Here is a 22,069-nt window from a genome sequence, read left to right as displayed (position 1 = left end):
TCCTTAGTCAATGATTTCGCCGTGCAACAGGTGCTTGCCCACCGCCACGGTGCTGACGAAGCCCATCACGGCGATAAGCAGAGCAGCCTCGAAGAACAGGTCGGACGCAAGCCAGATACCGAACAAGACGATCAAGGCCAGCGCATTGATGTACAGCGTGTCGAGCGCCAACACCCGGTCAGGCATATCGGGCCCCAGAACCAGCCGCACGACATTTAGGATCGCTGCGATCCCTATGATCGTCATGCACAGCGGGATTACGTAAGCGAGCATTCGAAAATCTCCAGCAGCGGCGTTTCGTATCGGCTCTTCACCTCGGCCACCAGCGCGTCCGCATCAGGCGCGTCCAATGCGTGAATCAGCAGTGTCTTGTGTCCAGGCCGCAGAGCCGCCGATACGGTTCCCGGGGTTAGCGAGATAATGCTGGTCAGCACGGCGAGGACAAACGGATGTTCGATTGCCATCGGCACTTCGACGAACGCAGGCCGCAATTGGTCCCTGGAGCCAAGCACCAGCTTGGCCACATGGACGTTGGCCACGACGATGTCGTAGAAGACCTTGAGCATGAACAGACAGAGTTTCAACGGGTGGCGAACCTTCGGCAGATCGAGCAGGAACCCCTGCACCAGCAAAGGAATTGCCCAACCAAGAAACAGCCCAAGCACCAAGTGCCCCACGCTTAGCGCATTACTGAGCAGCAACCAGAGCAGCGCAAGCAGTACGGTGAGCGCGGGGTTGGGAAGCAGGCGTGACTTCATGCCTCACCTCCCCGAATGATGTGCAGATACGGTTGCAGATCGAACAACTGTGCCGCCGTCGCCTGCATGTAGGCCTGAATCGGCTGCGCCACCACCACCAGCAGCACGCTGCCAAGCAGCAAACCGAAGCTTGCCGTCACGCGCACAGGGTCCGCCGGTCTTCCCACACTGGCCGCCTCACTTGGTCGCCAAAACACCATGCTACCGGCTCGGCTGAGCGCGATTACCATCGCCAACCCACCCACCAGAACCACTGGCCACAGCAGCACGGCGTCGACTCCGGGAGGAACAGCCTGCAGTAGCATCACCTTGCCGACGAACCCTGAGAAAGGTGGAAGCCCAGCGACTGAAATCGCACCGGCAAAAAACAACGCGCCCAGCAATAAAGGCTGCTTGAGCGCCGGCGCCGATAGCAGCTCGGAGGCCATATCGCCACGCTGGCGAGCAATAATGTCAGCCAGCAGGAACAACCCTCCGGACACCAGCGTGCTGTGCACCAGGTAATACAGCGCCGCGCTGAGGCCCACCTCTGAGCCCAGCGCAATACCCGCCAGCAAAGTACCCACCGAAACCACCACCAGATAGGACAGCAATACCTGCAGATTGCGTGCAGCCAGCGCGCCCAAGACACCACCAATGAGGGTGAGCATGGAGAGCGGCCACAACCAATCGAGCACCATGTTGCTCAATACGCCCGCTTCGCTGCCGAAAATCAACGTGAACACCCGTACGATGGCGTAGAGCCCAAGCTTGGTCATGATTGCGAACAGCGCCGCCACAGGCGCAGTCGCTGCGGCGTAGGCGCGAGGCAGCCAGAAGTACAGCGGCAGGATTGCGCCCTTGAGCGCAAAAACCACCAGCAACAAGTAGCCCGCCGCAGCGAGAAGCGGCGCGTCGGCCGGATCAGCCGCGCTGACCCGCCCCGCCAGATCGGCCATGTTCAAGGTTCCGGTCAGACCATAAAGCATGCTGACGCCGATCAGGAACAACGACGAACCCAGCAGGTTCAGCACGACATAATGAATGCCTGACTGCACCCGCTTTGCGCCGTGGCCATGAAGCAAGAGCGCATAGGACGAGATCAAGAGGATCTCGAAGAACACGAACAGGTTGAACAGATCACCGGTCAGAAAGGCACCGTTGATGCCCGCCAGCTGGAACTGGAACAGCGCATGGAAATTAGGCCCGCGCTCATCATCTCCACGAGCAGCGTAAAGCACGCAGAAGCCCGCAAGCACCGCAGTCACCAGCAGCATCAAGGCACTTAACCGATCAAGCAGCAGCATGATGCCGAACGGCGGTTGCCAGTCGCCAAGACGATACACGGTCAGCTCGCCAGCATCCGCCTGCCACACCAGCCAGAAGGCCAGCGGCACCAGCAACCAGGTGGCGGTCACTGATAGCAAGCGCTTAAGCGCTGCATCCTGGCGATGAATCAACAGCAAACTGCATCCGACCAGCAAGGGCAGCAGGATCGGCATGATCAACCCATGATTCATTTGCCCGGCTCCCGACCGTCCACATGATCGGTGCGCAACTCACCCAGCCCGCGAAGCGCCAGCACCACGACGAAGGCCGTCATGGCGAAGCCTATGACAATCGCAGTCAGTACCAAGGCCTGTGGCAGCGGGTCGCCGTACTCGGCGCTCGCTCCGACGATTGCCGGTACTCCGGTGGCAAGGCGCCCCATGGCAAAAATGAACAGATTCACTGCATATGAAATCAGCGTCAGCCCCATGACCACCGGAAATATCCGTGCACGTAGCAGCAGATACACGCCACTCGTCATCATTACGCCCAGCGTGACCGCGAACACGACTTCCATCAAAGCACCTCCTTGCACGACTCGTCCTGACTGACATGGCCGAGGTTGGAAAGAATCAGCAGGGTCGCCCCTACCACGGCCAGATAAACACCGAGATCGAACAGCATCGCGGTCGCGAGTTCGAAGTCGCCAATCAACGGAAGATGAAAATGACCAAAAGCCGAGGTCAGGAAAGGCCGACCGAACAGCCAGCTGCCGAGGCCGGTCAGACCCGCAATCAGCACACCGAGCCCGGCCACGCCGTGATAGCTGAACGGCTGGCGCTGCTGCGCCCAGACCACACCATGGGAGATGTACTGCAAAATCAGAGCGACCGCGGTAATCAATCCAGCGATGAAGCCACCACCAGGCAGGTTATGCCCCCGCAGGAAGATAAACACCGAGACCAACAATGCCATCGGCAACAGCACGCGCGACAGCGTATCGAGGACCATCGGGTGCCGGTCGGTCGACCAAAGCCGGCCGCCGTAATCCCGGACCGGGTGTGGCAGATGCAATCCATGGAGCAGGCCGTAGATCCCGACTGCTGCGATTGCCAGCACAGCGATCTCACCCAGCGTGTCGAAGCCGCGGAAATCGACCAGAATCACGTTGACCACGTTGGTGCCGCCGCCACCGGACACGCTGTTGTCGAGAAAGAACGAGGCAATGCTGTCGTATGGCCGAGTCAGTACGGCATAGGCGAGCAAGGCCACCATGGTGCCAAATGCGGAAGCAATGATCAGATCGCGGAAACTGCGCAGGCTGCTCGACTCGACCGGCGTCCGGTCAGGCATGAAAAACAATGCCAGGATTAGCAGAATGATCGTCACCACCTCGACCGATATCTGAGTCAAGGCCAGATCCGGCGCTGAATAGCGGGCGAACACCAGCGCTACCAGCAACCCGACTACGCTGAGCACCATTAGCGCCATGAGACGCCTGCGATGGAAGATCACCGTCATTACCGACGCCAGACCAAGGAGCAGCATCCCCCCGACGGTGATGCCATCCAGCGGCGTCAGCGGGACAGCGCCGCGCAGCGCCTGTAGTGGGGTCAATGCGTAGACAACTACCAGCAGCGAGCTGACCAGCATCAGCGCCAGATAGCGCTGTAGCGATCCGTTCTCCATGCGCTCGGTTACCCAGCGTGCCGTTGCAGCAATGCCACTGACCACCTGGGCGAATACCTGCAGCGAGTCAACACGCGGCAGCCCTTCATACCAGCGAAACGCCCATTTGCGCATCGAATAGATCAGGACGCCCCCGCCCAGCGCAACGAAGCTCATCGCCAAGGGCAGATTGAAGCCGTGCCATATCGCCAGGCTGTATTGAGGAACGTCACCACCCAGGCTGCCAGCGACGGCCGCAGCCAACAACGGCGCGACAGTGTAGGCAGGCACCGTACCCACCAGCAGACAGAGCAACACCAGGATTTCGACGGGGATCTTCATGTACCGTGCCGGCTCATGCGGCGGGTATTTGGGCAGGTCGATCGGCTCGCCGTTGAAAAACACGTCATGCACGAAGCGCAGCGAGTAGGCGACCGAAAAGGCACTCGCCAGGGTCGCCAGGGCCGGAATCGTCCAGTAGAAACTCCCCAGCAAATGCTGGTCGAGGGTCTCGGCAAAAAACATCTCCTTGCTGAGAAAGCCATTGAGCAGCGGCACTCCCGCCATTGCCAGCGACGCCACCATCGCCAGAGCCGCCGTGTGCGGCATGTATTTCAGCATGCCGTTGATGCGCCGCATGTCGCGCGTTCCGGTCTCGTGATCAATGATCCCTGCGGCCATGAACAACGAAGCCTTGAACGTTGCGTGATTGATGATATGGAAGATTGCCGCGACCGGTCCAAGACGCGAATCAAGGCCAAACAGCAGCGTGATCAGGCCCAGATGGCTGATGGTCGAATAGGCCAACAAGCCTTTGAGGTCATGTTGGAACAGCGCCATTACTGCGCCGATCAGCAGGGTCGCCAGCCCCGTCAGGCTGACCATGTAGAACCACCATTCGGAATCCGAAAGGGCTGGATACATCCGCGCCAGCAGAAAAACACCGGCCTTGACCATGGTCGCGGAGTGCAAAAAAGCCGACACCGGGGTGGGCGCCGCCATCGCCTGTGGCAACCAGAAGTGAAACGGAAACTGCGCCGACTTGGTAAACACACCCAGCAGAACCAGAATCAAGGTCAGCGGGTACAAGGCACTGGCACGAATCAGATCACCCGATGCCAGAACAATGCTTAGCTCGTAACTACCAACGATATGCCCAATTAGCAAGATACCTGCCAGCAGCGCCAACCCGCCGCCTCCGGTGACGGCAAGCGCCATGCGCGCGCCCTGCCGAGCATCGGTGCGGTGATTCCAAAAGCCGATCAGCAGAAACGATGAAAGGCTGGTCAGCTCCCAGAACATCAGCATCAACAGGAGGTTTTCGGCCAGCACCACACCGAGCATGGCGCCCATGAACAGCAGGAAAAAGCTGAAAAAACGCCCCATCGGCTCAGTTTTCGACAGGTAATAACGCGCATACAGGATAACGAGCAGGCCGATTCCGAGAATCAGCAATGCAAAGAGAAATCCCAGACCATCCAGCCTCAGGCTAAGGTTCAACCCCAGCTCCGGAAGCCAGGACAAGGCCTGGACTTCCGTCTCGCCGCCAAACACGGCGGCACGCTTGGACAATAGCAACGCCAACGCCAGCAACGGGGCCAGTCCGGCACCGAATGCACAGGCAGACCGGCCGAACCGTTCAAACAGCAACGGTAGGCAGATCCCCAGGAATGGCAACGCGATGATCAGCGCAAGCGCCATGTGTAAAACCCCTTGAGCCGTGCATAGGTACGGCAGTTATATCCCTTGATCGCCCATTTCTCAGCCCGAAGGGGCATGGCGGTGTGCGCCGATTATCCATACGGGCCGCAGCAACGTCATGGATTCAAGTATTTCGAAAAACAAAAGGCGCAGCCGGAACACCGTACCAGCCGGCATTCAGGCTGCGCCCTGTCTTTGAAGCCGCTCGGAAAAACCGTCTGTAGCGCTGATTGCGCTTCACTGGCGGCGCGACAGCCTCTGCTTAGAGCGCACTGTCATCCTTCCAAACCCAGCGGTATCAGGGTGCGATACGGCTGGTGCCATTAACCGTCATGATCCGTACACGCTGGCCGACGCGAAAAACCTGATTCGGCTCCACTTCCTGGACATAGGCGCGCATGTTGCCGTCGTCCTCACGTACCGTGATCTCAACGCCTTGGGCACGCGTGATGCCCTCTTCTGCCGCCGAACCGAGCATCCCGCCGGCCAGCGCGCCGATCACCGCCGCAACGGCACTGCCACGGCCTCCACCTATCCCGCTGCCGGCGATACCGCCCACGACTGCGCCTGCCCCGGTACCGATAGGGGTCTTGGTGCCTTCGAGCTTGACCGGGCGCAATGACTCGATCGTGCCATAACGAACCGTTTGGACGGTTCGCGCCTCGTCGCGGGAATAGCTATCCCCGGTAAGGTTGGAGGTGCAACCACCGACGGCAAGTGCCACGACCGTGAACGAAGCAACGAAAATTGAGTTGCGCATGGGAAATCTCCTGGGAAACGAGTTTGATCGCGACCGCGTGGCCAGTCGCATGCGGCGATGAAACGCTTGGCAACCGCCTCGACCTGACTCAGCATTCATTCAACTAGGACCCTACTTTACCCGAGGCGATCCCGCCCCGTATGCAGGGCGCTCGCTCAAGACATTGCAAGAGACCGTTCATGGACTATTTCATTATCACCATCGTCACGCTAGCCGGGCTGGTTTTCCATGCCTGGCTGTTCATCCGCTTCAGACGCTGGGCCGACAGGGATCTGGCGCTTTCGTTGGCAGGAGATGATCCGCAGAAGCGAGAGTGGGTATTGCGCCGCCTTTCGGCGGCGAAAGATGCGCGAGTCAAACGCAAGGACCTGCAAGCCTGGCTGGAAAGCGAGCTGGCGCGCTATAACGAGACATAAAAAAAAGAGGCCGCAGGCGGCCTCTCATCATATTGAGCCCGTGAGTCAGGGCGCCAGACGTTCGCGCTGCCAGTCACTGGCGACGCGCCGATAGTTCAGACGGTCATGCAGGCGGCTGGGACGACCCTGCCAGAACTCCATTCGTTCCGGCAGCAAACGGTAGCCGCCCCAATGAGGAGGGCAATGCGGCGCCTGGTCCAGAAAGCGCTGTTCTGTTTCGGCCAGAAGCCGTTCCAGCTCGGCACGATCGCGAATCACATGGCTTTGTGGTGAAGCCCAGGCGCCAAGGCGGCTGCCCAGCGGACGCACCTGATAATAGGCATCCGACTCCGCGACACTGACCTTCTCGACCCGCCCCTCAATCCGTACCTGGCGCTCCAGGCTTGGCCAGAAGAACGTCATCGCAGCGAACGGACATGCCTCCAGTTGCTCGGCCTTCGCGCTGTCATAGTTGCTGAAAAAGGTGAAGCCACGTTCATCCAGTGCCTTGAGCAACAGCACGCGGCAATGCGGGCGACCCTCGGCGTCTACTGTGGCCAGGGTCATGGCATTCGGCTCGACCGGTGGCTGCTCCGTCTGCACCGCATCCTGAAACCACTGACGAAAGAGCTCGAAGGGCTCTGCCGGCGCGTTCGCTTCACTGAGTCCGTCACGCGTGTAATCGCGACGCATATCGGCCAAGGATTGGGTCATCGCTGTGTTCCTGGAAAACAGTTGAAGCCAAAGCTTAACGGCTCTGCGCCTTGCCCCGCTTGATTCAAGGCAAAAGTAGACCGAACACCTCATCAGCCAATGGCGCGAGCACCCGTCTTATTTGGCTTTGCTTACTTCTGCCGCAGCCACCTGCGTCGGCTTGGCGGGGGTCTCACTGTATTGGGTAATCAGCGCCAGCAGGGTCGGTTGTGGAGCCAGGACCATCTCGACGCGCCGGTTCAGCGCACGGCCTTCTTCATTCTCGTTCGAGGCGCGCGGCATATCCGAACCCAGCCCGCGAATACGCAGCCGGTCGTGCTTTAGGCCACTCAGCCGGAAAATCGCCGCAATGGCACCGGCGCGCTGGCGGCTGATGTCGCGATTGAGATCGGTCGGCCCCGTGCTGTCAGCATGGCCTACCACGACAACGGCGGTCTTCTCGTCGCCTTCCACCAATTTCGCCACCCGGCTGAGCGGGCCAAGCGTCACAGGCAGCAGCATGCCAGGGCGGTCGGGGTTGAAGGAGCCATCGACTGGTGCAGTGACCACCAACACGCCATCGCGGCGCTCAAGCTCGAAATGGCTGTTCTTCAACGCATCGCGAAGGCGCGGTTCGTACCCATCCAGCCAGGCAGCATCAATCACGGGGCTCGGTTCAGCAACCACTTCTACCGGCTTGTCGTCATTGGAGCTGCAGCCGGCGATGACCAGACACAATACAAGGGAAGCGCTTTTCAGCAGGTTCATGAGCCAATTTCCATGGATGAGGGTTGCGAAAACAAACCGCGTGGATGAAGCACGCAGCTTAAGCAAGGATTTGTCTCAAATTGTGGACGCAGGTCCTTGTTCTGCAAAGTCTCCTCCGGCCAAACAGACGAGTGGTTCAACCCACACATGCCTTGACGGCACGTGTCAGCGCTTGCGCGCGCGGGTCCATCAGAACATAGGGGCCTAATGTATTGGTGACATAGCCGAAGGCAACATCGCGCTGGGGATCGGCAAAACCGATGCAGCCACCGGCCCCCGGGTGGCCGAAGGTGCCCGGCCCCATTCCGAAAGTGGCGTTCTCCACGTCCGGCTGGTCTAGCCAGCAGCCCAGCCCGAAACGAGTGCGAGTAAGCAGCGTGCGATCTTCACCGAGGCAGTGCTCGCGCGTCATCTCGTCCAGCAGCGCGTGATCGAGTAGCTCCCCTCGCAACAAGCCATCATAGAATCCTGCCAGAGACCGTGCATTGCCATGCCCGTTGGCGGCGGGCTGGGTCATTCGACGCCACTCCGGCTTATTGGCACTGTTCATGATCGACGGCGGATTGGTGAAGGCACGAGCGGTGAGTGACTGCGGCTCGCTCATCAAGGCTTTTAGGACCCGCTGGGCGGCTGCGTCGCCTAAGTTGTTTTTCTGCCGAGTTAAATAGCCGACCCGGTCGAACTCGCTGTCGGCCAGGCCGATATGAAAATCCAGATTCAAAGGTCGAGCGGTGCGTGCGACTATTGCTTCGCCCGGTTCACGCCCGTCGGCGCGACGGATCAACTCACCAAGCAGCCAGCCATAGGTAATCGCCGCATAACCATGACCATCACCGGGCGTCCACCAAGGTGTTTCGGCTGCGAGCGCTGCAGTCATCGTGTCCCAATCGTACAAAGCCTCCGGCGGCAGTGGCTGACGAACAGCCGGCAGCCCAGCTTGATGGCTGAGCAGCTGGCGTAGCGTAATGCCCTGTTTGCCGTTTGCGCCGAATTCCGGCCAAACGAGGGCGACCGGCTCATCCAACTGCAGTTTGCCCTCTGCGACGAGCTGCAGGGCAGCTACCGCTGTGAACGTTTTAGTACAGGAAAATAGATTGACCAGCGTGTCGCTCTGCCAGGCCTGCTCACCGGCGTTATCCGCCACACCGGCCCAGAGATCGACGACGGTTTCGCCACCAACCTTCACACAGACCGCTGCGCCACGCTGTTGGGTCTGCGCGAACAGATCGCTGAATGTCTCCCGAACAGCCTCGAAACGAAGATCGAAATACCCCTGAATCTGCACGTTTGCGCTCCTTATCAGGCTTATGGGTTCGGCGCATTGTTCCAGTCACATCGAATCAAGCAAACAGATCCGAGTTCACCAGAGAGACAATCAGTTATTTGAATAACGGTACATGCTGCCCGCGAGACGGCCGACATGTCGCTAACCGATCTCTCGACGGAAGGGCGGCAACGCATTGAGAATGGCCTTCCCGTAGCGCTGCGTGACGACTCGGCGATCAAGCAGCGTGATAGTGCCTCGGTCCTCCTCGGTACGCAGCAGCCTGCCGCAGGCCTGGACAAGGCGCAACGAGGCATCAGGGACGGCGATTTCCATGAACGGATTTCCGCCACGCGCCTCAATCCACTCGGCCAATGCCGCCTCGACCGGGTCATCGGGTACTGCGAACGGAATCTTGGCAATCACCACGTGTTCACAGTAGGCGCCAGGAAGATCGACACCTTCCGCAAAACTGGCAAGCCCGAAGAGCACGCTTTTTTCACCATCATCCACGCGTGCCTTGTGCTTGTTCAGCGTTTCCTGCTTGGACAGATTGCCCTGTATGAGCACCCGCCGGCGCCAGTCACGCTCCAGCCCGTCGAACACGTCCTGCATCTGCTTGCGTGACGAAAAAAGCACCAGCGTGCCGCGCGAAGCCTTCACCAACTCTGGCAGATCTCGCACTATCGCCGCTGTATGCCCAGCCGCATCACGCGGATCGGCCTTGAGATCGGGTACCCTTAGCACGCCAGCATCGGCGTGATGGAACGGGCTCGGCACCACCGCGGTAACCGCACAACGCGGCAACCCGGCGCGCATGCGATAACGATCGAAACTGTTCAGTGCGGTGAGCGTGGCCGAAGTCACCAGTGCGCCGTAGCAGACGTTCCACAGGTTACGGCGCAACGTCTCGGCAGCCAGGATCGGGCTGGCGTTGACCTCGATATCGAACAGCGCGCCGCCTTCAGCCAATGTCAGCCAGCGCGCCATCGGCGGGCTGTCCTCTGGATCATCGGCGGTGAAAGCCGTCCACAGTTCCCAATTGCCCTGCGCACGCGTCAGCAGACTACCGAACAGTGGATACCACTCTTCGGCCTGGTGGCTGGCGATGCCGACACCCGCTTCGCCATCCATCGCCTCCTTGAGTAACTCGGTCAGCCGCGTGAACAGATCGTTCAGCTTGGCGAAGCCCTTTTTTAGCTCAATACCCAGCTCGATCAGATGCTCCGGGACCACGCCACCGACGAAACGATGGCGAGGCCGCTCGCGGCCCTCCATGTCTTCGCCGGCTCGGAAGTCAGCGAGCTGTTCGCAGGCACTGAACATGAATTGCTGCTGGCTACGCAGGTCTCGGGCGATTTCAGGAACCGCCTCGATCAGCCGGCCGAGGTCGCCCGGCAAAGGATGCTGTGCGAGCAGCTTGGTCAGATTCTTGTCGACTTGGGCAAGCCAGTCGGCAGTGGAACGCAGACGGGTGAAATGGGCGAAATGCCCAATCGCCTTGTCAGGCAGATGATGGCCTTCGTCAAACACATAAAGTGTGTCGCGCGGATCGGGCAGTACCGCCCCACCGCCCAACGCGAGGTCTGCAAGCACCATGTCATGATTGGTGACGATGACGTCGACCTTCGTCATGCCTTCGCGCGCTTTGTAAAAGGCACACTGCTGGAAGTTGGGGCAATGACGGCCGGTGCACTGGCTGTGATCAGTGGTTAGACGCGCCCAGTCAGGGTCGGCCAACTCTTCAGCCCAGGTGTCACGATCACCATCCCAACGGTTGCCTGCCAGCTTCTCGATCATGCTGCCGAACAGCTTCTCGCTGCGCTCGTCCACATCGATGCGAAAACCCTCTTCTTCAAATAGCTGGGCGGTTGCGCTCTGCGCTTGGCCTTCCTGCAGCAGCGCATCGAGTTTGGACAGGCATAAATAACGACCGCGCCCCTTGGCCAGGGCAAAGGAAAAGCTCAGCCCGCTGTTGCGCATCAGATCCGGCAGATCCTTGTGCACGATCTGTTCTTGCAACGCGACCGTAGCCGTTGCGATCACCAAGCGCTTGCCCGCCGCTTTGGCCGTCGGAATGGCAGCCAGGCTATAGGCGACCGTCTTGCCGGTGCCGGTGCCGGCTTCGACCGCAACCACTGCAGGCTGTCCATCGCGCCGTCCCTCGTCGTCGGCCTTTATCGCGCCTAGGACCTTCGCCACCTCGGCGATCATTAGACGCTGGCCGTAACGGGGCTTTAAGCCTTTGGCTTCTAGAAACTGGGAATAGGCGCCCTGGATCTGGGACTTGAGTTCAGTGCTGAGCATGGGCGCGGATGCTGTATATATTTTCAGTATTTCTGGAGGGTCGCTATGATAACGCGCGTTTCCTCAACCGCCACCGGAGATTTCCCATGACCGCATTCGCAGGGCTCTATTCACTTCATGTACTGGCTGCAGTGATCTGGGTGGGAGGCATGTTCTTCGCCTGGATGGTGCTGCGCCCTGCCGCTGTTTCCCAGCTGCAGGCACCAGAGCGGTTGAAACTCTGGGCAGAGGTTTTTCGCCGGTTCTTCAACTGGGTCTGGGTCACGATAGTGGTGTTGCCGATCAGCGGTATTGGCATGTGGCACATGCGCTTCGATGGGCTGGAGGCTGCGCCCCGCTACGTGCACATCATGAGTGGTGTGTTTCTGGTCATGCTCGCCCTGTTCCTACGCATCCAGCTGCTGCAGCTACCCGAGCTCAAGCGCGCAATCGCCGATGAGAAATGGCAAGAAGGTGGCGCGGTGCTGGGAAGAATCCGCCGGCTGGTCGGCATCAACCTACTGTTGGGCCTGGCTGTGGTGGCGCTGGCGAGTGCGCGCCCACTGTTCTGATTTCAATTTTAGTTGGAGTACAAAAAACCGGGTATCCAACGGCGAATGAACATAACGACCGCAGGCCAGGCTGCATCGATGCAGCCCGACCTTTCCATCGCAATATGTTCGTCAGCCTAGGTGCACCCGGCTTTTGCATAGTTCTCGTTACGGACGCGCTTCGACCGAAGCCTCAACACGGCGGTTGATGGCTCGACCCAGATCAGTCGAGTTATCAGCGACCGGACGTGACTCACCGTAACCCACCGCCTCAAGACGGTTGGCTTCGACACCGTAGCGGTTGACCAATGCATCGCGAACGGCCTGGGCACGTTGCGTAGACAGACGCTGGTTGTAGGCATCGGTACCAATAGAGTCGGTGTGGCCCTCTACAGTCGTCGAAGTCTGGTCGTACTGCTTCATGAAGTCAGCAAGCACTTCGATATCGTCGTAGGCGTCCTCTCGGACGGTAGCCTTGTCAAAATCGAATTTTACGTCCAGCTCAACCCGTACTGCTTCCAGCACTGGCTCGGGCTCCGGTTCTGCCATCGGAGCAGGTTCAACAGTTTCAACAACGGCAACCGTCTCCTGCTCGGTGCCATTGGCCCAGCAGTAGGCTGCGGCCATGCCGCCGCCGATCAATGCGCCGTAGCCTGCGTAGGTACTGCTTTCTATCGCGCCCAGCGCGGCACCGGTTACACCGCCGACAGCAGCACAACTGGGCCAATCCTGCTTCTGCACCCCTGCGCAGCCGGCCAGAAAGGTGGTCATCACAATCACGGGTACTGCTGTCCGTAAGCTACTCATCGTTAAAGCCTCCTAATGTGGGATCGGCCAGAGCGTTATGCGCTATAGCATAAGCGGCTCCAGTTACATCGAGACTAGGACGGCAGACGCCAGCGCGCTAGTCTTTCTACTTTTACAGGCGCCGCGGATTGCAATGTCCGCATTCCGCTACGCCTGATATCGAGGAATCCCGGCTTGACCGCATCCCGTTCATCGCAGACGCCGCAACAAGCTCTGGCCGCGTTGCTGGAACAACACCGTCCAGCCCGACTGCTGCATGTCGGCCGTAGCGAACTGCCGGCAATCGAGGCATTTAGCCGCAGCCACCAGCACTGCCAAATTGATCGCGCACCAGCCGACACACTGTCTGCAGCGCTCGCCGCTCAGCGCTACGATATGGCCCTAATCGCAGACTGTCTGGAGCATCTTTCGAAGCGTGACGGCCTGCAGTTACTCGGCGGCATTCGCAATCTCAATACCAGCCGCATGGCGGTTCTGGTCGATCTGAATGCGTCCGACTGGCAGGCAACAGACTTCTACTCCCTGGCATTACAGGTCGGCGCGCGTTTCGAACGAGGCAACCAAACGGTGACCCTCTTCACCTACGACCTGTTTGATTACAAGCAGGTTCCAGACTGGCTCAATGCCAAGTACTGGGCCAATCCACAAATGTTCGGCAAGTACTGGTGGTAACCGCGGATGACTGACGATCAGAGAACGGACGCCAACTGCCCCTGTGGCAGCGGCGATCCCTATGCCGAATGTTGCGGCCGGTATCACCGAGGGTTATCCGCACCCAGCGCGGAACGCCTGATGCGTTCGCGCTACAGCGCCTACGTCGTAGGGGCCATCGATTACCTACAAGCGACCACTTTACCGGCACAGCAGCAAGCGCTGGACCTAGAGTCCATGAGGGAGTGGAGCGCGAAAAGCACATGGTTGGGTCTGGAGGTCGAGGAAAGCCAGGTACTTGGCGGCCAGCCGGAACATGCGCTGGTCAGCTTCACCGCCCGCTGGCATGACGGGGCTGGAGAGCACGCTCAACATGAGCGTTCAGCGTTCGTTCAGCACGACGGACGCTGGTACTTCATCGATCCCACCGCGCCGCTAAAGGCCGGTCGCAACGACCCCTGCCCGTGCGGCAGCGGTCAAAAGTACAAGAAGTGCTGCGCCATCTACATCTAAGCAGTGAGCAAAAAAAAACCGGCTGACGCAATGCGCAGCCGGTCCAAGGGGTGTCAACAACCGGTTATTTCTCGACGAATGCTCGCTCGATCAGGTAGTGGCCGGGGTCGCCCATCCGCGGCGATGCCTTGAGACCAAAGCTGTCGAGTACTTCGCTGGTTTCAGCCAGCATACTCGGGCTGCCGCAGATCATTGCGCGATCATCTTCCGGATTGATCGGCGGCAGGCCGATATCCGCAAACAACTTGCCGCTGCGCATCAGATCAGTCAAGCGACCCTGATTTTCGAATGGTTCGCGCGTAACGGTGGGGTAGTAGATCAGCTTCTCTTTCAAGGCTTCGCCGAAGAACTCGTTCTGCGGCAGGTGTTCGGTGATGAATTCGCGGTAGGCAACTTCATTTACGTAACGAACCCCGTGTACCAGGATCACCTTCTCGAAGCGCTCGTAGGTCTCGGGATCCTGAATCACGCTCATGAAAGGCGCCAGACCGGTTCCTGTGCTCAATAGGTACAGATGCTTGGCAGGTAGCAGGTCGTCCAGCACCAGCGTGCCAGTCGGCTTGCGACTGACCATCAAGGAATCACCTTCCTTTAGGTGTTGCAGGCGAGACGTCAGCGGACCATCCGGAACCTTGATGCTGAAGAACTCCAGATGCTCTTCATAATTAGGGCTTGCGATGCTGTAGGCACGCATCAGGGGTCGCCCTTCCACCTCGAGCCCGATCATCACGAACTGGCCATTTTCAAAGCGCAGCCCCTGACTGCGGGTGGTTTTGAAACTGAACAGCGTGTCGTTCCAGTGATGCACACTGAGGACTCGCTCAACGTTCAGGTTGCTCATGCGGTGCTCCCTTTAGCGCGCGTGGCGCGTCAATATTGCTGGCAGTTTACCGGGCCGGTTAATATCCGCTAAGCGAATATTTACGATATATGTTATCGGTTATATAGATATGCATTTCACACTCCGTCAGCTGCAAGTGTTCGTCGCCTTCGCGCGGCACGAAAGTGTTTCGCGCGCGGCCGCAAGCCTTGCCCTGTCACAGTCGGCGACCAGCACATCACTGGCTGAACTGGAGCGTCAGTCGGGCTGCCAACTGTTCGACCGTGCGGGCAAAAGGCTGTGGCTGAACGCACTGGGCCACCAGCTGTTACCGCAGGCAGTAGGCTTGCTCGACCAGGCCAAAGCGATCGAAGACCTACTGGCTGGAAAAACCGGCTTTGGTTCGCTGAGCGTGGGCGCCACCCTGACGATCGGCAACTACCTCGCGACCCTTCTGATCGGCAGCTTTATGCAGCGGCATCCTGAATGCAGGGTGAAGCTCCACGTTCAAAACACTGCGCATATTGTCCAGCAGGTTGCGCAACATGAACTTGATCTAGGTCTGATCGAAGGCGACTGCCAACATCCGGAGATTGAAGTATTACCCTGGGTCGAAGATGAACTGGTGGTGTTTTGCGCGCCTCAGCACGCACTAGCCGAGCACTCGGAAGTGAGCCTTGATCAGCTTGCGCGTGAAGCCTGGATTCTCCGCGAACAGGGCTCCGGTACTCGCCTGACGTTCGACCACGCCATGCGCCATCATCCTGCCAAGCTGAACATTCGGCTCGAACTGGAGCATACCGAGGCGATCAAACGAGCCGTCGAATCCGGGCTGGGGATTGGCTGCATTTCAAGACTGGCGCTGCGCGACGCATTCCGCCGCGGCAGCTTGGTCGCTCTGGAAACACCCGAGCTGGACCTAGCCCGCCAGTTCTATTTCATCTGGCACTCGTTGAAATACCAGACCGCCGCGATGCGTGAGTTCATCGAGCAATGCCGAGCACTGACGGCCGACGTCCGACGGAGCGACGAGATTGTGTTGCCGGCGATTGCCTAGCACCTGAGCCGCCCGAGATTAACGAGGCACCAACAGACGGAAACGGATGTTAGCTGCTGGGAATCGAACCCATCTGCTGCAACAGCAGTGCTGCCTGGGTTCGGGTGCGAACACCCAGCTTGCGGAAGATTGCAGTCACATGCGCCTTGATGGTCGCCTCGGAAACGCTGAGCTCATAGGCGATCTGCTTGTTCAACAGGCCGTCGCATACCATGGTCAACACGCGAAACTGCTGGGGCGTAAGGCTCGCGAGCCCTTCGCTGGCGGCCTTGGCTTCAGCGCTGACATGCGCCACATCGTCGATGTTGCTAGGCCACCAGACATCGCCATCTAGCACGACCCGCACAGCCTGCTGGATCGTCTCGAGTGAGCTGGACTTGGGAATGAAACCACTGGCGCCAAACTCGCGCGAACGGGCAACAACCGCAGCGTCTTCCTGAGCGGAGATCATGACCACGGGCAGTTGGGGATACTGACCGCGGAGCAGCACGAGCCCGGAGAATCCATAGGCGCCCGGCATGTTCAGGTCCAGCAAGACCAGGTCCCAGTCGGAGGTTCGGGTCAGTTGGGCTTCAAGCTCGGCAATGCTAGCCGCCTCGGAAAGCCGAACGTCATCGCCCAGACCAAGCGTCAGCGCTTGCTGCAGGGCGCTGCGAAACAGCGGATGATCATCGGCGATAAGGATTTCGTAAGCAGCCATGGCGGACCTATAGTTTTTATTGGCGCTTCACCTGCCTGAGCCGAGTGCTAACCATCAGGATGGCGAGAACCCGCAATATGCTCGAGGGTGACCGCAGTGATGATATCGCGCCACCACGCGAAATTCGATCACCGCTCCGCATTTAATCAGCCACTTGCCAGATTGGAAGGCGACGCGGTGGCAAAGCGCATCGGTTTGATGCACAGTTCGCCGTTTCCCCGCACGAGCTCAAACATGCGCAAACAAGCCCTTCGCGCCGACATTCTAATGCTCATCACGGCCATGATCTGGGGAAGCGCATTTGTTGCGCAGCGGGTAGGCATGGATAACATCGGGCCGTTCCTGTTCACCGGTCTGCGCTTTGCGTTGGGCGCGATAGTTTTGCTGCCCTTGTTACTGCATCAAGGCCGAGGCGCTGCTCGCCACGAGCCGTTCCTGCAGCGCGGTTTGTTGCTCGGAGGCCTTTGCATGGGCCTTGCACTGACCATAGGCATCAACCTGCAACAGGTTGGTCTGCTGTTTACCAGCGTGACCAATTCCGGGTTCATTACAGGGTTGTACGTCATCGTCGTGCCTTTGCTGGGGCTGGTGATCGGCCAGAAGACCGGCATGGGCACTTGGCTGGGCGCTGTGCTCGCTGTGATTGGCATGGCGCTGCTCAGCATCGATGAGAATTTCCAGATCGCTTCCGGCGACTGGATACAGCTGGCCGGCGCTTTCGTCTGGGGCGTGCATGTATTGCTGGTGAGCTTTTTCGTGGGTCGTCACGATGCCATTCGCCTGGCGTTTCTGCAGTTCGTGACCTGCGCAGTCATCAGCCTGGTGCTGGCAGCAGTCTTCGAGCAGGCCAGCCTGCACAGTATCTGGCTCGCCGCACCCGCCTTGATTTATGGCGGAATGTTCGCAGTAGGTGTCGGCTATACCCTGCAAGTCGTGGCGCAAAAGCATGCGATTGCTTCGCATGCGGCGATCATCCTCTCGCTCGAAGCGGTATTCGCCGCGCTAGGCGGCGCCTTGCTGCTCGATGAAAGCCTCAGCCTGCGAGGTTATTTCGGATGTGCGCTGATGTTTGTCGGCATGCTCGCCGCACAACTCTGGCCCCGCAAGGACATACTCGCACCGGCCGCGACTGAAATTCCACAGGTGGCCAGGAAGCCCAGCCCGCTGCCATAGCCCACCCGTGGGAGCGGTGTTGACCGCGAAAGCCTATAAGCCAGCTCATGCCGGGAGTCCGTAGCCCTGCACGCGGCAGATGACGCTGGCTGCGCTGAAAAGATCGCGATCGAGACCGCTCCCACACAAGCCCAGCCCGCCGCCAGTGCCCGCCCGCGGGAGCGGTCTTGACCGCGAAAGCCTATAAGCCAGCTCATGCCGGGAGGCGGTAGCCCTGCACGCGGCAGATGACGCTGGGTGCGCTGAAAAGATCGCGATCGAGACCGCTCCCACACAAGCCCTGCCCGCCGCCATAACCCACCCGTGGGAGCGGTCTTGACCGCGAAAGCCTATAAGCCAGCTCACATCGGGAGGCGGTAGCCCTGCACGTGGCAGATGACGCTGGGTGCGCTGAAAAGATCGCGGTCGAGACCGCTCCCACGCAAGCCCAGCCCGCCGCCTAGAAGCACTGACCGTCTCGCAAATCAGCGCTCGCCGAGGGCAGCTAGCGCTCGATGGATCGCGTCATCCGGGTCTGGCGTGCGGTGATATTTGGCACCCAGGTAATGGTCCGTGAACGCATCGAGCCAGGTATCCAGCGCCGATGCGCCCTGCTCATCTCCGGCCAAACCCAGGCACAAGGCAGCGACTTCCGCAGTACAAAGATGTTCACTTCGCGTCGACCGGCGCAGACGGTAGCGTGACAGCACATCGGCCTGCAGGCTCAGCACCGGCAGGTGATTCAAATAGGGGCTTTTACGAAACATCTTGCGCGCTTCGGTCCAGGTCGCATCCAGCAGAATGAACAGTGGACGCTTCCCGGGTGTGACCTTGACTTCAGCAACCACCCGCTCCGGTACCGCGTACTCGCCTGGAAAGACGACCAACGGCTGGTACCGTGGATCAGCCAGTAGCTCCAGTAACGCCGGCTCTACGCCGGTCCGTTGCCAGGTAAAGGCATAGGTATCGGCCACGATATCGGCGATCAGCCAGCCGGTGTTACTCGGCTTCAACGGCTCGATATCGTGCATGATCAGGCACACCGCACTGGTGGTGGTCACTGCGGGCAACCATTCGCACAAACAGTGACTGACCGCTACTCGGCAGCGAGCACAGCGGGGCGTGCGCGAGCCACGCGCGATGAACGGCTTGGCGCTACGCGCCAGGCGCGCATCGCGAAGGCGGAGTACGGCATGAGACATCTAAATTCGATCAATCAGGACGGAGCGGCAGTCTAACAGCCGTCCCGACACCATGGCAGCGCTGAACCGTAAGGGCGGGCACCGGTCGAACGACGGCAGTCATCAGGAGAACATCATGCCCCGTCTGACCCCACTGTTAACGCTCTGCCTCGCCCTGCCCTTCGCCCATGCCGCTTCCGCACAGGATCAGGAGCTGGGCCAGCTACTCGAAAAAGTCGCCCGCGAAAGCAGCGTCGGCACGCCGCGCGCGATTAACTCCGACCTGCTCGACGAGGGGTACAGCGTCGATGGAAATGAACTGGTCAACCACCTGAGCGTTCAGCCACGCCACGCCGCACAGATGCGCGACAACCCCAAACAGGTCCGTACTCAGCTGGCCGCCAGCGTCTGCAGCAACCAGGGCCTGCGTCAGTTGATGGATCAGGGCGCGGTGTTGCGCTTCGAGTTCAACGAATACCAGAGCAAGAAGCCGATCACCACCGAGCGCTATCGCTCCAGCGATTGCTGAGACCACCATCACGCCAAGGGCAACACCGGCGCTGCCCATTCACAGTTGCGTCTAGCGCAGCACGCGCGGATCGCCCTTGCCTGCTACCGCAGCGGCCTCATCCGGTTTGAGCAATGCAGTTCGCGGTACATCGAGCAACCGAGCGCAAGCGGCCAGCACGTTAGCCCACGACGCCCGATTGGCGAATTGCATCCCGCCTTCGTCCAGCGTGCCGCCACGGTTGCGGTAGCCCAGCACTGAATTGCGCCGCACGTCCGGCAGGATCGGCCAGAGATGGCCGCGCGCCACCTCGGGGCGCATGTGCGTGAGCAGCACTCTCATCTCCATCCGCTCGGGGAACAGGCGCTCGGTTACACCCTCGGCCGCCAGCGCCTCGATCTCCCACCGATCACGCGGCGCGCGGAAGCGCCCCGGCTCTTGCAAGTAAACCAGGCGATAGCTGACACCTGCTTCTTTGAGCCGCTGGGTGGCGCGTTGCATTTCGGTCAATTGATAGCTGCCGTTGGCGATCAGAAGAATGGCGTTATCGCCCTTCTGCTCGTCGACGACGATCGCACCGTCACGAGCAAGCTGCTCGGCCTGGGCCTGATTGAATATGCCTGGCCGCTCACGCTTGGGCATGACCAGGCACGCCAGCGCACCGCGGGCCTGATAGATGGAAGGCAGCAGCGCCAGGGCGCTGTTGTGGTCGGCCGGGAACAAGACTCTCGCCATATCGCTCATTTCGCTCAGCAAGGCCTCGCAGAAGGTGGTGTCCTGGTGCGACTGTTGATTTTTGCCGTTTTCCCAGGTGTGCGACGTGGCGATGATCGGCCAGCCAAGCCAACCGGCGGGCCGCCCCACTTCCTTCTGCTGTCGGGAGAAGATCAGACTTTGGCGTACCGCGCCGAGCATCTTCACGCAGAACGCCTCATAACTCGCAACCAGGTTCAACCCACCCTGATTGGCAAGGCAGGCGGAAACCACCGCCTCTTCGTTGAGTGCCGTGATGATCTTTCCGTCCACTGCCTCCAACTCTCCTTCAGGATCGACCACGCGGTGCTTCAACGCGCTGAGCACCCCGCCAAGACGATTGCTGGCCAGTTCATCGGGATTGCCTACACGGGGGCGAAGCGATGGATTGGCACGGGTGAGTTCGACAAAAAAATCATCCACCGCTGCCATCGGTGAACAGGCGTGATCGTGATACCGGAGCGGTGGCATGACTGGAGCGGCGGGCCGTCTGGTCGCCAGCACATTGTCGCGCTCGGCGGGACGCGCCTGACGAGACTGCGCGACCAGATGGCGAGCTTGCTCAAGCTCATCCCATGGCACGAAAAGCGGGGCGACATGAGTATTGAACAGCTCGCGCGATGAGTCATCGACATGCGGATTACCCGGCAGCGGCAGGTTATGCGCCGCGTTGCTGCCGGCGCCATAGAAGCCGAACCCTTTCACCGTCTCGGCAATGCCGTAGGGGATCGGCAACGGATAGCGCAGCAGGCCGCGGGACTTTTCCTCGACACGATGGACCAGACGCTGCTCCATTTCCCACAGCGTGCAGACGAAAGCTGCCGGGTCACGACCATCGAAGGGAATCGGGTCAAAGCCACAACGACTCAAGTGTTGGCGAAACCCTTCAAGCCCCTCATGAGTGCCAAGCTGGGTCCGTTGTTCAATGCGACGGCCATTGGCAATCATGATTGGCAGCGCGACGCCGCAGTCCTCGGCACGCCACCAACGTGGCATCCAGTCGCTGCCGCGCTGTTCCTCCGCCGCGCCATCGGAGAGGAAAGCCACCAACGTCTCCCCCGGCAGCGGCATATGAGCATATTGCAGCTCGGCGAAGCCAAGGTATCCGCCTTCGGCAATACCGCCGCCGGTGTGTGCATTGACATGGCTGCCCAAGGGCGCCGATGGGCTGCCATCCGCCGCCTGGTGGTAACCGTAGAAATCCTCAAGGAGCCGATTGATACCTGCTTCGCCACCGCCGTAGGCTTGCTTCTGTTCGGGATGCAGGTTGTCGGTAAGCAGATTCAGCGCTTCGATCGCTGCGACGCAGTGGCCCTGCCCCATCAGCCATGCACGTGTACTGCCGGTCAGGGCGTTCAGCCCGAGATAACCGGCGTAGGCAGGCACCATGTTCAGCGAGCCACCAGTGTGCCCTTCTGGCGCAGTCTTGAAATCCTCGGCGCAGAGAGCTGAACCGTCGAGGCGAACGCGACGCGCATAGGTCATGTGCACAACCAGCCAGAGTCCAGCCGCGCCAATCCTATCGATGGCTTGCAACAGCCGATACACACTCGCCAGATCTGGCTGCAGCTTCACCTGTACCAGCTGATGAGCCAGGCGAAACACGGCAGCCTGGGTTTCCAGAGCATGTTTAAAAGGTCCATACCCGGTTCGCCAGCGAGCGAACTCAGGCTGGACGTCAGCATGATGGTCCAGCTCGACAAGACTGGGCAGTAGCTGATTCATGTCGGACTCCTTCGATGGGCATTGGCGACAGTCTAGTCAGCGTCTCGGGTGCTCTCTCTGATATGCATCAAGATGAGCCGCCGGCATTGCGGGCATGCTGAGCACAACAG

22 protein-coding genes are annotated in these 22,069 nt (G+C 59.9%); 7 read left to right on the top strand and 15 right to left on the bottom strand.

What is annotated here, in order from left to right; all coding sequences use genetic code 11:
• Positions 1-3: 3 nt before the first annotated feature.
• The 6 genes from PSTU_RS0117820 to PSTU_RS0117795 form a co-directional block, all read right to left on the bottom strand.
• Positions 4-273, bottom strand: coding sequence for a K+/H+ antiporter subunit F (locus PSTU_RS0117820; protein ID WP_019342375.1), 270 nt, complete (start codon positions 271-273; stop codon positions 4-6).
• Complete coding sequence (locus PSTU_RS0117815) at positions 258-758, bottom strand: Na+/H+ antiporter subunit E (RefSeq protein WP_019342374.1); 501 nt, start codon at positions 756-758, stop codon at positions 258-260. Before PSTU_RS0117815 ends, PSTU_RS0117820 begins: the two co-directional genes overlap by 16 nt.
• A complete protein-coding gene (locus PSTU_RS0117810; protein WP_019342373.1) occupies positions 755-2,257 on the bottom strand; it encodes a monovalent cation/H+ antiporter subunit D in 1,503 nt (500 codons plus the stop codon). Before PSTU_RS0117810 ends, PSTU_RS0117815 begins: the two co-directional genes overlap by 4 nt.
• On the bottom strand, positions 2,254-2,583 hold the full coding sequence (locus PSTU_RS0117805; protein ID WP_019342372.1) for a Na+/H+ antiporter subunit C: 330 nt from the start codon (positions 2,581-2,583) through the stop codon (positions 2,254-2,256). Before PSTU_RS0117805 ends, PSTU_RS0117810 begins: the two co-directional genes overlap by 4 nt.
• Positions 2,583-5,375 carry a monovalent cation/H+ antiporter subunit A gene (locus PSTU_RS0117800; protein WP_019342371.1) on the bottom strand — a complete coding sequence of 931 codons (2,793 nt, stop codon included), beginning with the start codon at positions 5,373-5,375 and terminating at the stop codon, positions 2,583-2,585. Before PSTU_RS0117800 ends, PSTU_RS0117805 begins: the two co-directional genes overlap by 1 nt.
• A 298-nt stretch (positions 5,376-5,673) precedes the next feature.
• The gene (locus tag PSTU_RS0117795; protein ID WP_019342370.1) at positions 5,674-6,135 is read right to left on the bottom strand and encodes a glycine zipper 2TM domain-containing protein; all 462 of its coding nucleotides are present in this window, start codon (positions 6,133-6,135) and stop codon (positions 5,674-5,676) included.
• A gap of 179 nt (positions 6,136-6,314) precedes the next feature.
• Here PSTU_RS0117795 and PSTU_RS0117790 point away from each other — a divergent pair, with 179 nt between their 5' ends.
• A complete protein-coding gene (locus PSTU_RS0117790; protein ID WP_019342369.1) occupies positions 6,315-6,551 on the top strand; it encodes a hypothetical protein in 237 nt (78 codons plus the stop codon).
• 45 nt (positions 6,552-6,596) lie between these two features.
• On the opposite strand, the gene pdxH is transcribed toward PSTU_RS0117790, so the two are convergent.
• The 4 genes from pdxH to dinG all read right to left on the bottom strand — a co-directional run bounded on the left by pdxH (position 6,597) and on the right by dinG (position 11,562).
• Positions 6,597-7,244: a pyridoxamine 5'-phosphate oxidase gene (pdxH, locus tag PSTU_RS0117785; protein WP_019342368.1), complete on the bottom strand. Its 648-nt coding sequence runs from the start codon at positions 7,242-7,244 to the stop codon at positions 6,597-6,599.
• Positions 7,245-7,361: 117 nt separating this feature from the next.
• Complete coding sequence (locus PSTU_RS0117780) at positions 7,362-7,991, bottom strand: OmpA family protein (protein WP_019342367.1); 630 nt, start codon at positions 7,989-7,991, stop codon at positions 7,362-7,364.
• Positions 7,992-8,127: 136 nt separating this feature from the next.
• The gene (locus PSTU_RS0117775) at positions 8,128-9,276 is read right to left on the bottom strand and encodes an EstA family serine hydrolase (protein WP_019342366.1); all 1,149 of its coding nucleotides are present in this window, start codon (positions 9,274-9,276) and stop codon (positions 8,128-8,130) included.
• Between the two features lie 141 nt (positions 9,277-9,417).
• Positions 9,418-11,562 (bottom strand): ATP-dependent DNA helicase DinG, encoded by a 2,145-nt coding sequence (dinG, locus tag PSTU_RS0117770; protein ID WP_019342365.1) that lies wholly within the window; start codon positions 11,560-11,562, stop codon positions 9,418-9,420.
• 86 nt (positions 11,563-11,648) lie between these two features.
• Here dinG and PSTU_RS0117765 point away from each other — a divergent pair, with 86 nt between their 5' ends.
• A complete protein-coding gene (locus tag PSTU_RS0117765; RefSeq protein ID WP_019342364.1) occupies positions 11,649-12,113 on the top strand; it encodes a CopD family protein in 465 nt (154 codons plus the stop codon).
• A gap of 147 nt (positions 12,114-12,260) precedes the next feature.
• Here PSTU_RS0117765 and PSTU_RS22195 read toward each other — a convergent pair whose 3' ends face one another.
• A complete protein-coding gene (locus tag PSTU_RS22195) occupies positions 12,261-12,863 on the bottom strand; it encodes an OmpA family protein (protein ID WP_019342363.1) in 603 nt (200 codons plus the stop codon).
• A 210-nt stretch (positions 12,864-13,073) separates the two neighbouring features.
• Between PSTU_RS22195 and PSTU_RS0117755 the strand changes: the two genes are divergently transcribed.
• Both PSTU_RS0117755 and PSTU_RS0117750 read left to right on the top strand, forming a co-directional pair.
• Positions 13,074-13,571 (top strand): DUF6231 family protein, encoded by a 498-nt coding sequence (locus tag PSTU_RS0117755; protein WP_019342362.1) that lies wholly within the window; start codon positions 13,074-13,076, stop codon positions 13,569-13,571.
• A 6-nt stretch (positions 13,572-13,577) separates the two neighbouring features.
• Positions 13,578-14,063 carry a YchJ family protein gene (locus tag PSTU_RS0117750; protein ID WP_019342361.1) on the top strand — a complete coding sequence of 162 codons (486 nt, stop codon included), beginning with the start codon at positions 13,578-13,580 and terminating at the stop codon, positions 14,061-14,063.
• 64 nt (positions 14,064-14,127) lie between these two features.
• Here the strand turns inward: PSTU_RS0117750 and fpr are convergent, their stop codons facing one another.
• Entirely contained in the window at positions 14,128-14,904 is a 777-nt protein-coding gene (gene fpr / locus PSTU_RS0117745) for a ferredoxin-NADP reductase (RefSeq protein WP_019342360.1), read from the bottom strand.
• 109 nt (positions 14,905-15,013) lie between these two features.
• Here fpr and PSTU_RS0117740 point away from each other — a divergent pair, with 109 nt between their 5' ends.
• The gene (locus PSTU_RS0117740) at positions 15,014-15,940 is read left to right on the top strand and encodes a LysR family transcriptional regulator (protein ID WP_019342359.1); all 927 of its coding nucleotides are present in this window, start codon (positions 15,014-15,016) and stop codon (positions 15,938-15,940) included.
• Between the two features lie 49 nt (positions 15,941-15,989).
• On the opposite strand, the gene erdR is transcribed toward PSTU_RS0117740, so the two are convergent.
• Complete coding sequence (gene erdR / locus PSTU_RS0117735) at positions 15,990-16,640, bottom strand: response regulator transcription factor ErdR (RefSeq protein WP_019342358.1); 651 nt, start codon at positions 16,638-16,640, stop codon at positions 15,990-15,992.
• A gap of 234 nt (positions 16,641-16,874) precedes the next feature.
• On the opposite strand from erdR, the gene PSTU_RS20980 reads away from it, so the two are divergent.
• Positions 16,875-17,813: a DMT family transporter gene (locus PSTU_RS20980; RefSeq protein ID WP_051127907.1), complete on the top strand. Its 939-nt coding sequence runs from the start codon at positions 16,875-16,877 to the stop codon at positions 17,811-17,813.
• 464 nt (positions 17,814-18,277) lie between these two features.
• Here PSTU_RS20980 and PSTU_RS0117725 read toward each other — a convergent pair whose 3' ends face one another.
• Positions 18,278-18,994: a tRNA-uridine aminocarboxypropyltransferase gene (locus PSTU_RS0117725; protein WP_019342356.1), complete on the bottom strand. Its 717-nt coding sequence runs from the start codon at positions 18,992-18,994 to the stop codon at positions 18,278-18,280.
• A gap of 115 nt (positions 18,995-19,109) precedes the next feature.
• On the opposite strand from PSTU_RS0117725, the gene PSTU_RS0117720 reads away from it, so the two are divergent.
• Positions 19,110-19,502: a PA3611 family quorum-sensing-regulated virulence factor gene (locus PSTU_RS0117720; protein WP_029404852.1), complete on the top strand. Its 393-nt coding sequence runs from the start codon at positions 19,110-19,112 to the stop codon at positions 19,500-19,502.
• Positions 19,503-19,553: 51 nt separating this feature from the next.
• Here the strand turns inward: PSTU_RS0117720 and PSTU_RS0117715 are convergent, their stop codons facing one another.
• Positions 19,554-21,959, bottom strand: a complete 2,406-nt coding sequence (locus PSTU_RS0117715) for a D-xylulose 5-phosphate/D-fructose 6-phosphate phosphoketolase (protein WP_019342354.1) — start codon at positions 21,957-21,959, stop codon at positions 19,554-19,556.
• Between the last annotated feature and the right edge of the window lie 110 nt (positions 21,960-22,069).

The sequence above is a fragment of the Stutzerimonas stutzeri SDM-LAC genome (assembly GCF_000235745.1).
Taxonomy (GTDB): Bacteria; Pseudomonadota; Gammaproteobacteria; order Pseudomonadales; family Pseudomonadaceae; genus Stutzerimonas; species Stutzerimonas stutzeri_H.
The sequence above is the reverse complement of the archived record's forward strand: the minus strand, read 5'-3'. Positions and strand labels throughout refer to the sequence as shown.

Bases quoted from the DNA above. Each gene is read 5' to 3' on its own strand.
- fpr (WP_019342360.1), bottom strand. From the start codon at position 14,904: ATGAGCAACCTGAACGTTGAGCGAGTCCTCAGTGTGCATCACTGGAAC.
- erdR (WP_019342358.1), bottom strand. From the start codon at position 16,640: ATGGCTGCTTACGAAATCCTTATCGCCGATGATCATCCGCTGTTTCGC.
- PSTU_RS20980 (WP_051127907.1), top strand. From the start codon at position 16,875: ATGCGCAAACAAGCCCTTCGCGCCGACATTCTAATGCTCATCACGGCC.
- dinG (WP_019342365.1), bottom strand. From the start codon at position 11,562: ATGCTCAGCACTGAACTCAAGTCCCAGATCCAGGGCGCCTATTCCCAG.
- PSTU_RS0117795 (WP_019342370.1), bottom strand. From the start codon at position 6,135: ATGCGCAACTCAATTTTCGTTGCTTCGTTCACGGTCGTGGCACTTGCC.
- PSTU_RS0117720 (WP_029404852.1), top strand. From the start codon at position 19,110: ATGCCCCGTCTGACCCCACTGTTAACGCTCTGCCTCGCCCTGCCCTTC.
- PSTU_RS0117740 (WP_019342359.1), top strand. From the start codon at position 15,014: ATGCATTTCACACTCCGTCAGCTGCAAGTGTTCGTCGCCTTCGCGCGG.
- PSTU_RS0117800 (WP_019342371.1), bottom strand. From the start codon at position 5,375: ATGGCGCTTGCGCTGATCATCGCGTTGCCATTCCTGGGGATCTGCCTA.
- PSTU_RS0117750 (WP_019342361.1), top strand. From the start codon at position 13,578: ATGACTGACGATCAGAGAACGGACGCCAACTGCCCCTGTGGCAGCGGC.
- PSTU_RS0117765 (WP_019342364.1), top strand. From the start codon at position 11,649: ATGACCGCATTCGCAGGGCTCTATTCACTTCATGTACTGGCTGCAGTG.
- PSTU_RS0117815 (WP_019342374.1), bottom strand. From the start codon at position 758: ATGAAGTCACGCCTGCTTCCCAACCCCGCGCTCACCGTACTGCTTGCG.
- PSTU_RS0117820 (WP_019342375.1), bottom strand. From the start codon at position 273: ATGCTCGCTTACGTAATCCCGCTGTGCATGACGATCATAGGGATCGCA.
- PSTU_RS0117715 (WP_019342354.1), bottom strand. From the start codon at position 21,959: ATGAATCAGCTACTGCCCAGTCTTGTCGAGCTGGACCATCATGCTGAC.
- PSTU_RS0117780 (WP_019342367.1), bottom strand. From the start codon at position 7,991: ATGAACCTGCTGAAAAGCGCTTCCCTTGTATTGTGTCTGGTCATCGCC.
- PSTU_RS0117810 (WP_019342373.1), bottom strand. From the start codon at position 2,257: ATGAATCATGGGTTGATCATGCCGATCCTGCTGCCCTTGCTGGTCGGA.
- pdxH (WP_019342368.1), bottom strand. From the start codon at position 7,244: ATGACCCAATCCTTGGCCGATATGCGTCGCGATTACACGCGTGACGGA.
- PSTU_RS22195 (WP_019342363.1), bottom strand. From the start codon at position 12,863: ATGACCACCTTTCTGGCCGGCTGCGCAGGGGTGCAGAAGCAGGATTGG.
- PSTU_RS0117790 (WP_019342369.1), top strand. From the start codon at position 6,315: ATGGACTATTTCATTATCACCATCGTCACGCTAGCCGGGCTGGTTTTC.
- PSTU_RS0117725 (WP_019342356.1), bottom strand. From the start codon at position 18,994: ATGTCTCATGCCGTACTCCGCCTTCGCGATGCGCGCCTGGCGCGTAGC.
- PSTU_RS0117805 (WP_019342372.1), bottom strand. From the start codon at position 2,583: ATGGAAGTCGTGTTCGCGGTCACGCTGGGCGTAATGATGACGAGTGGC.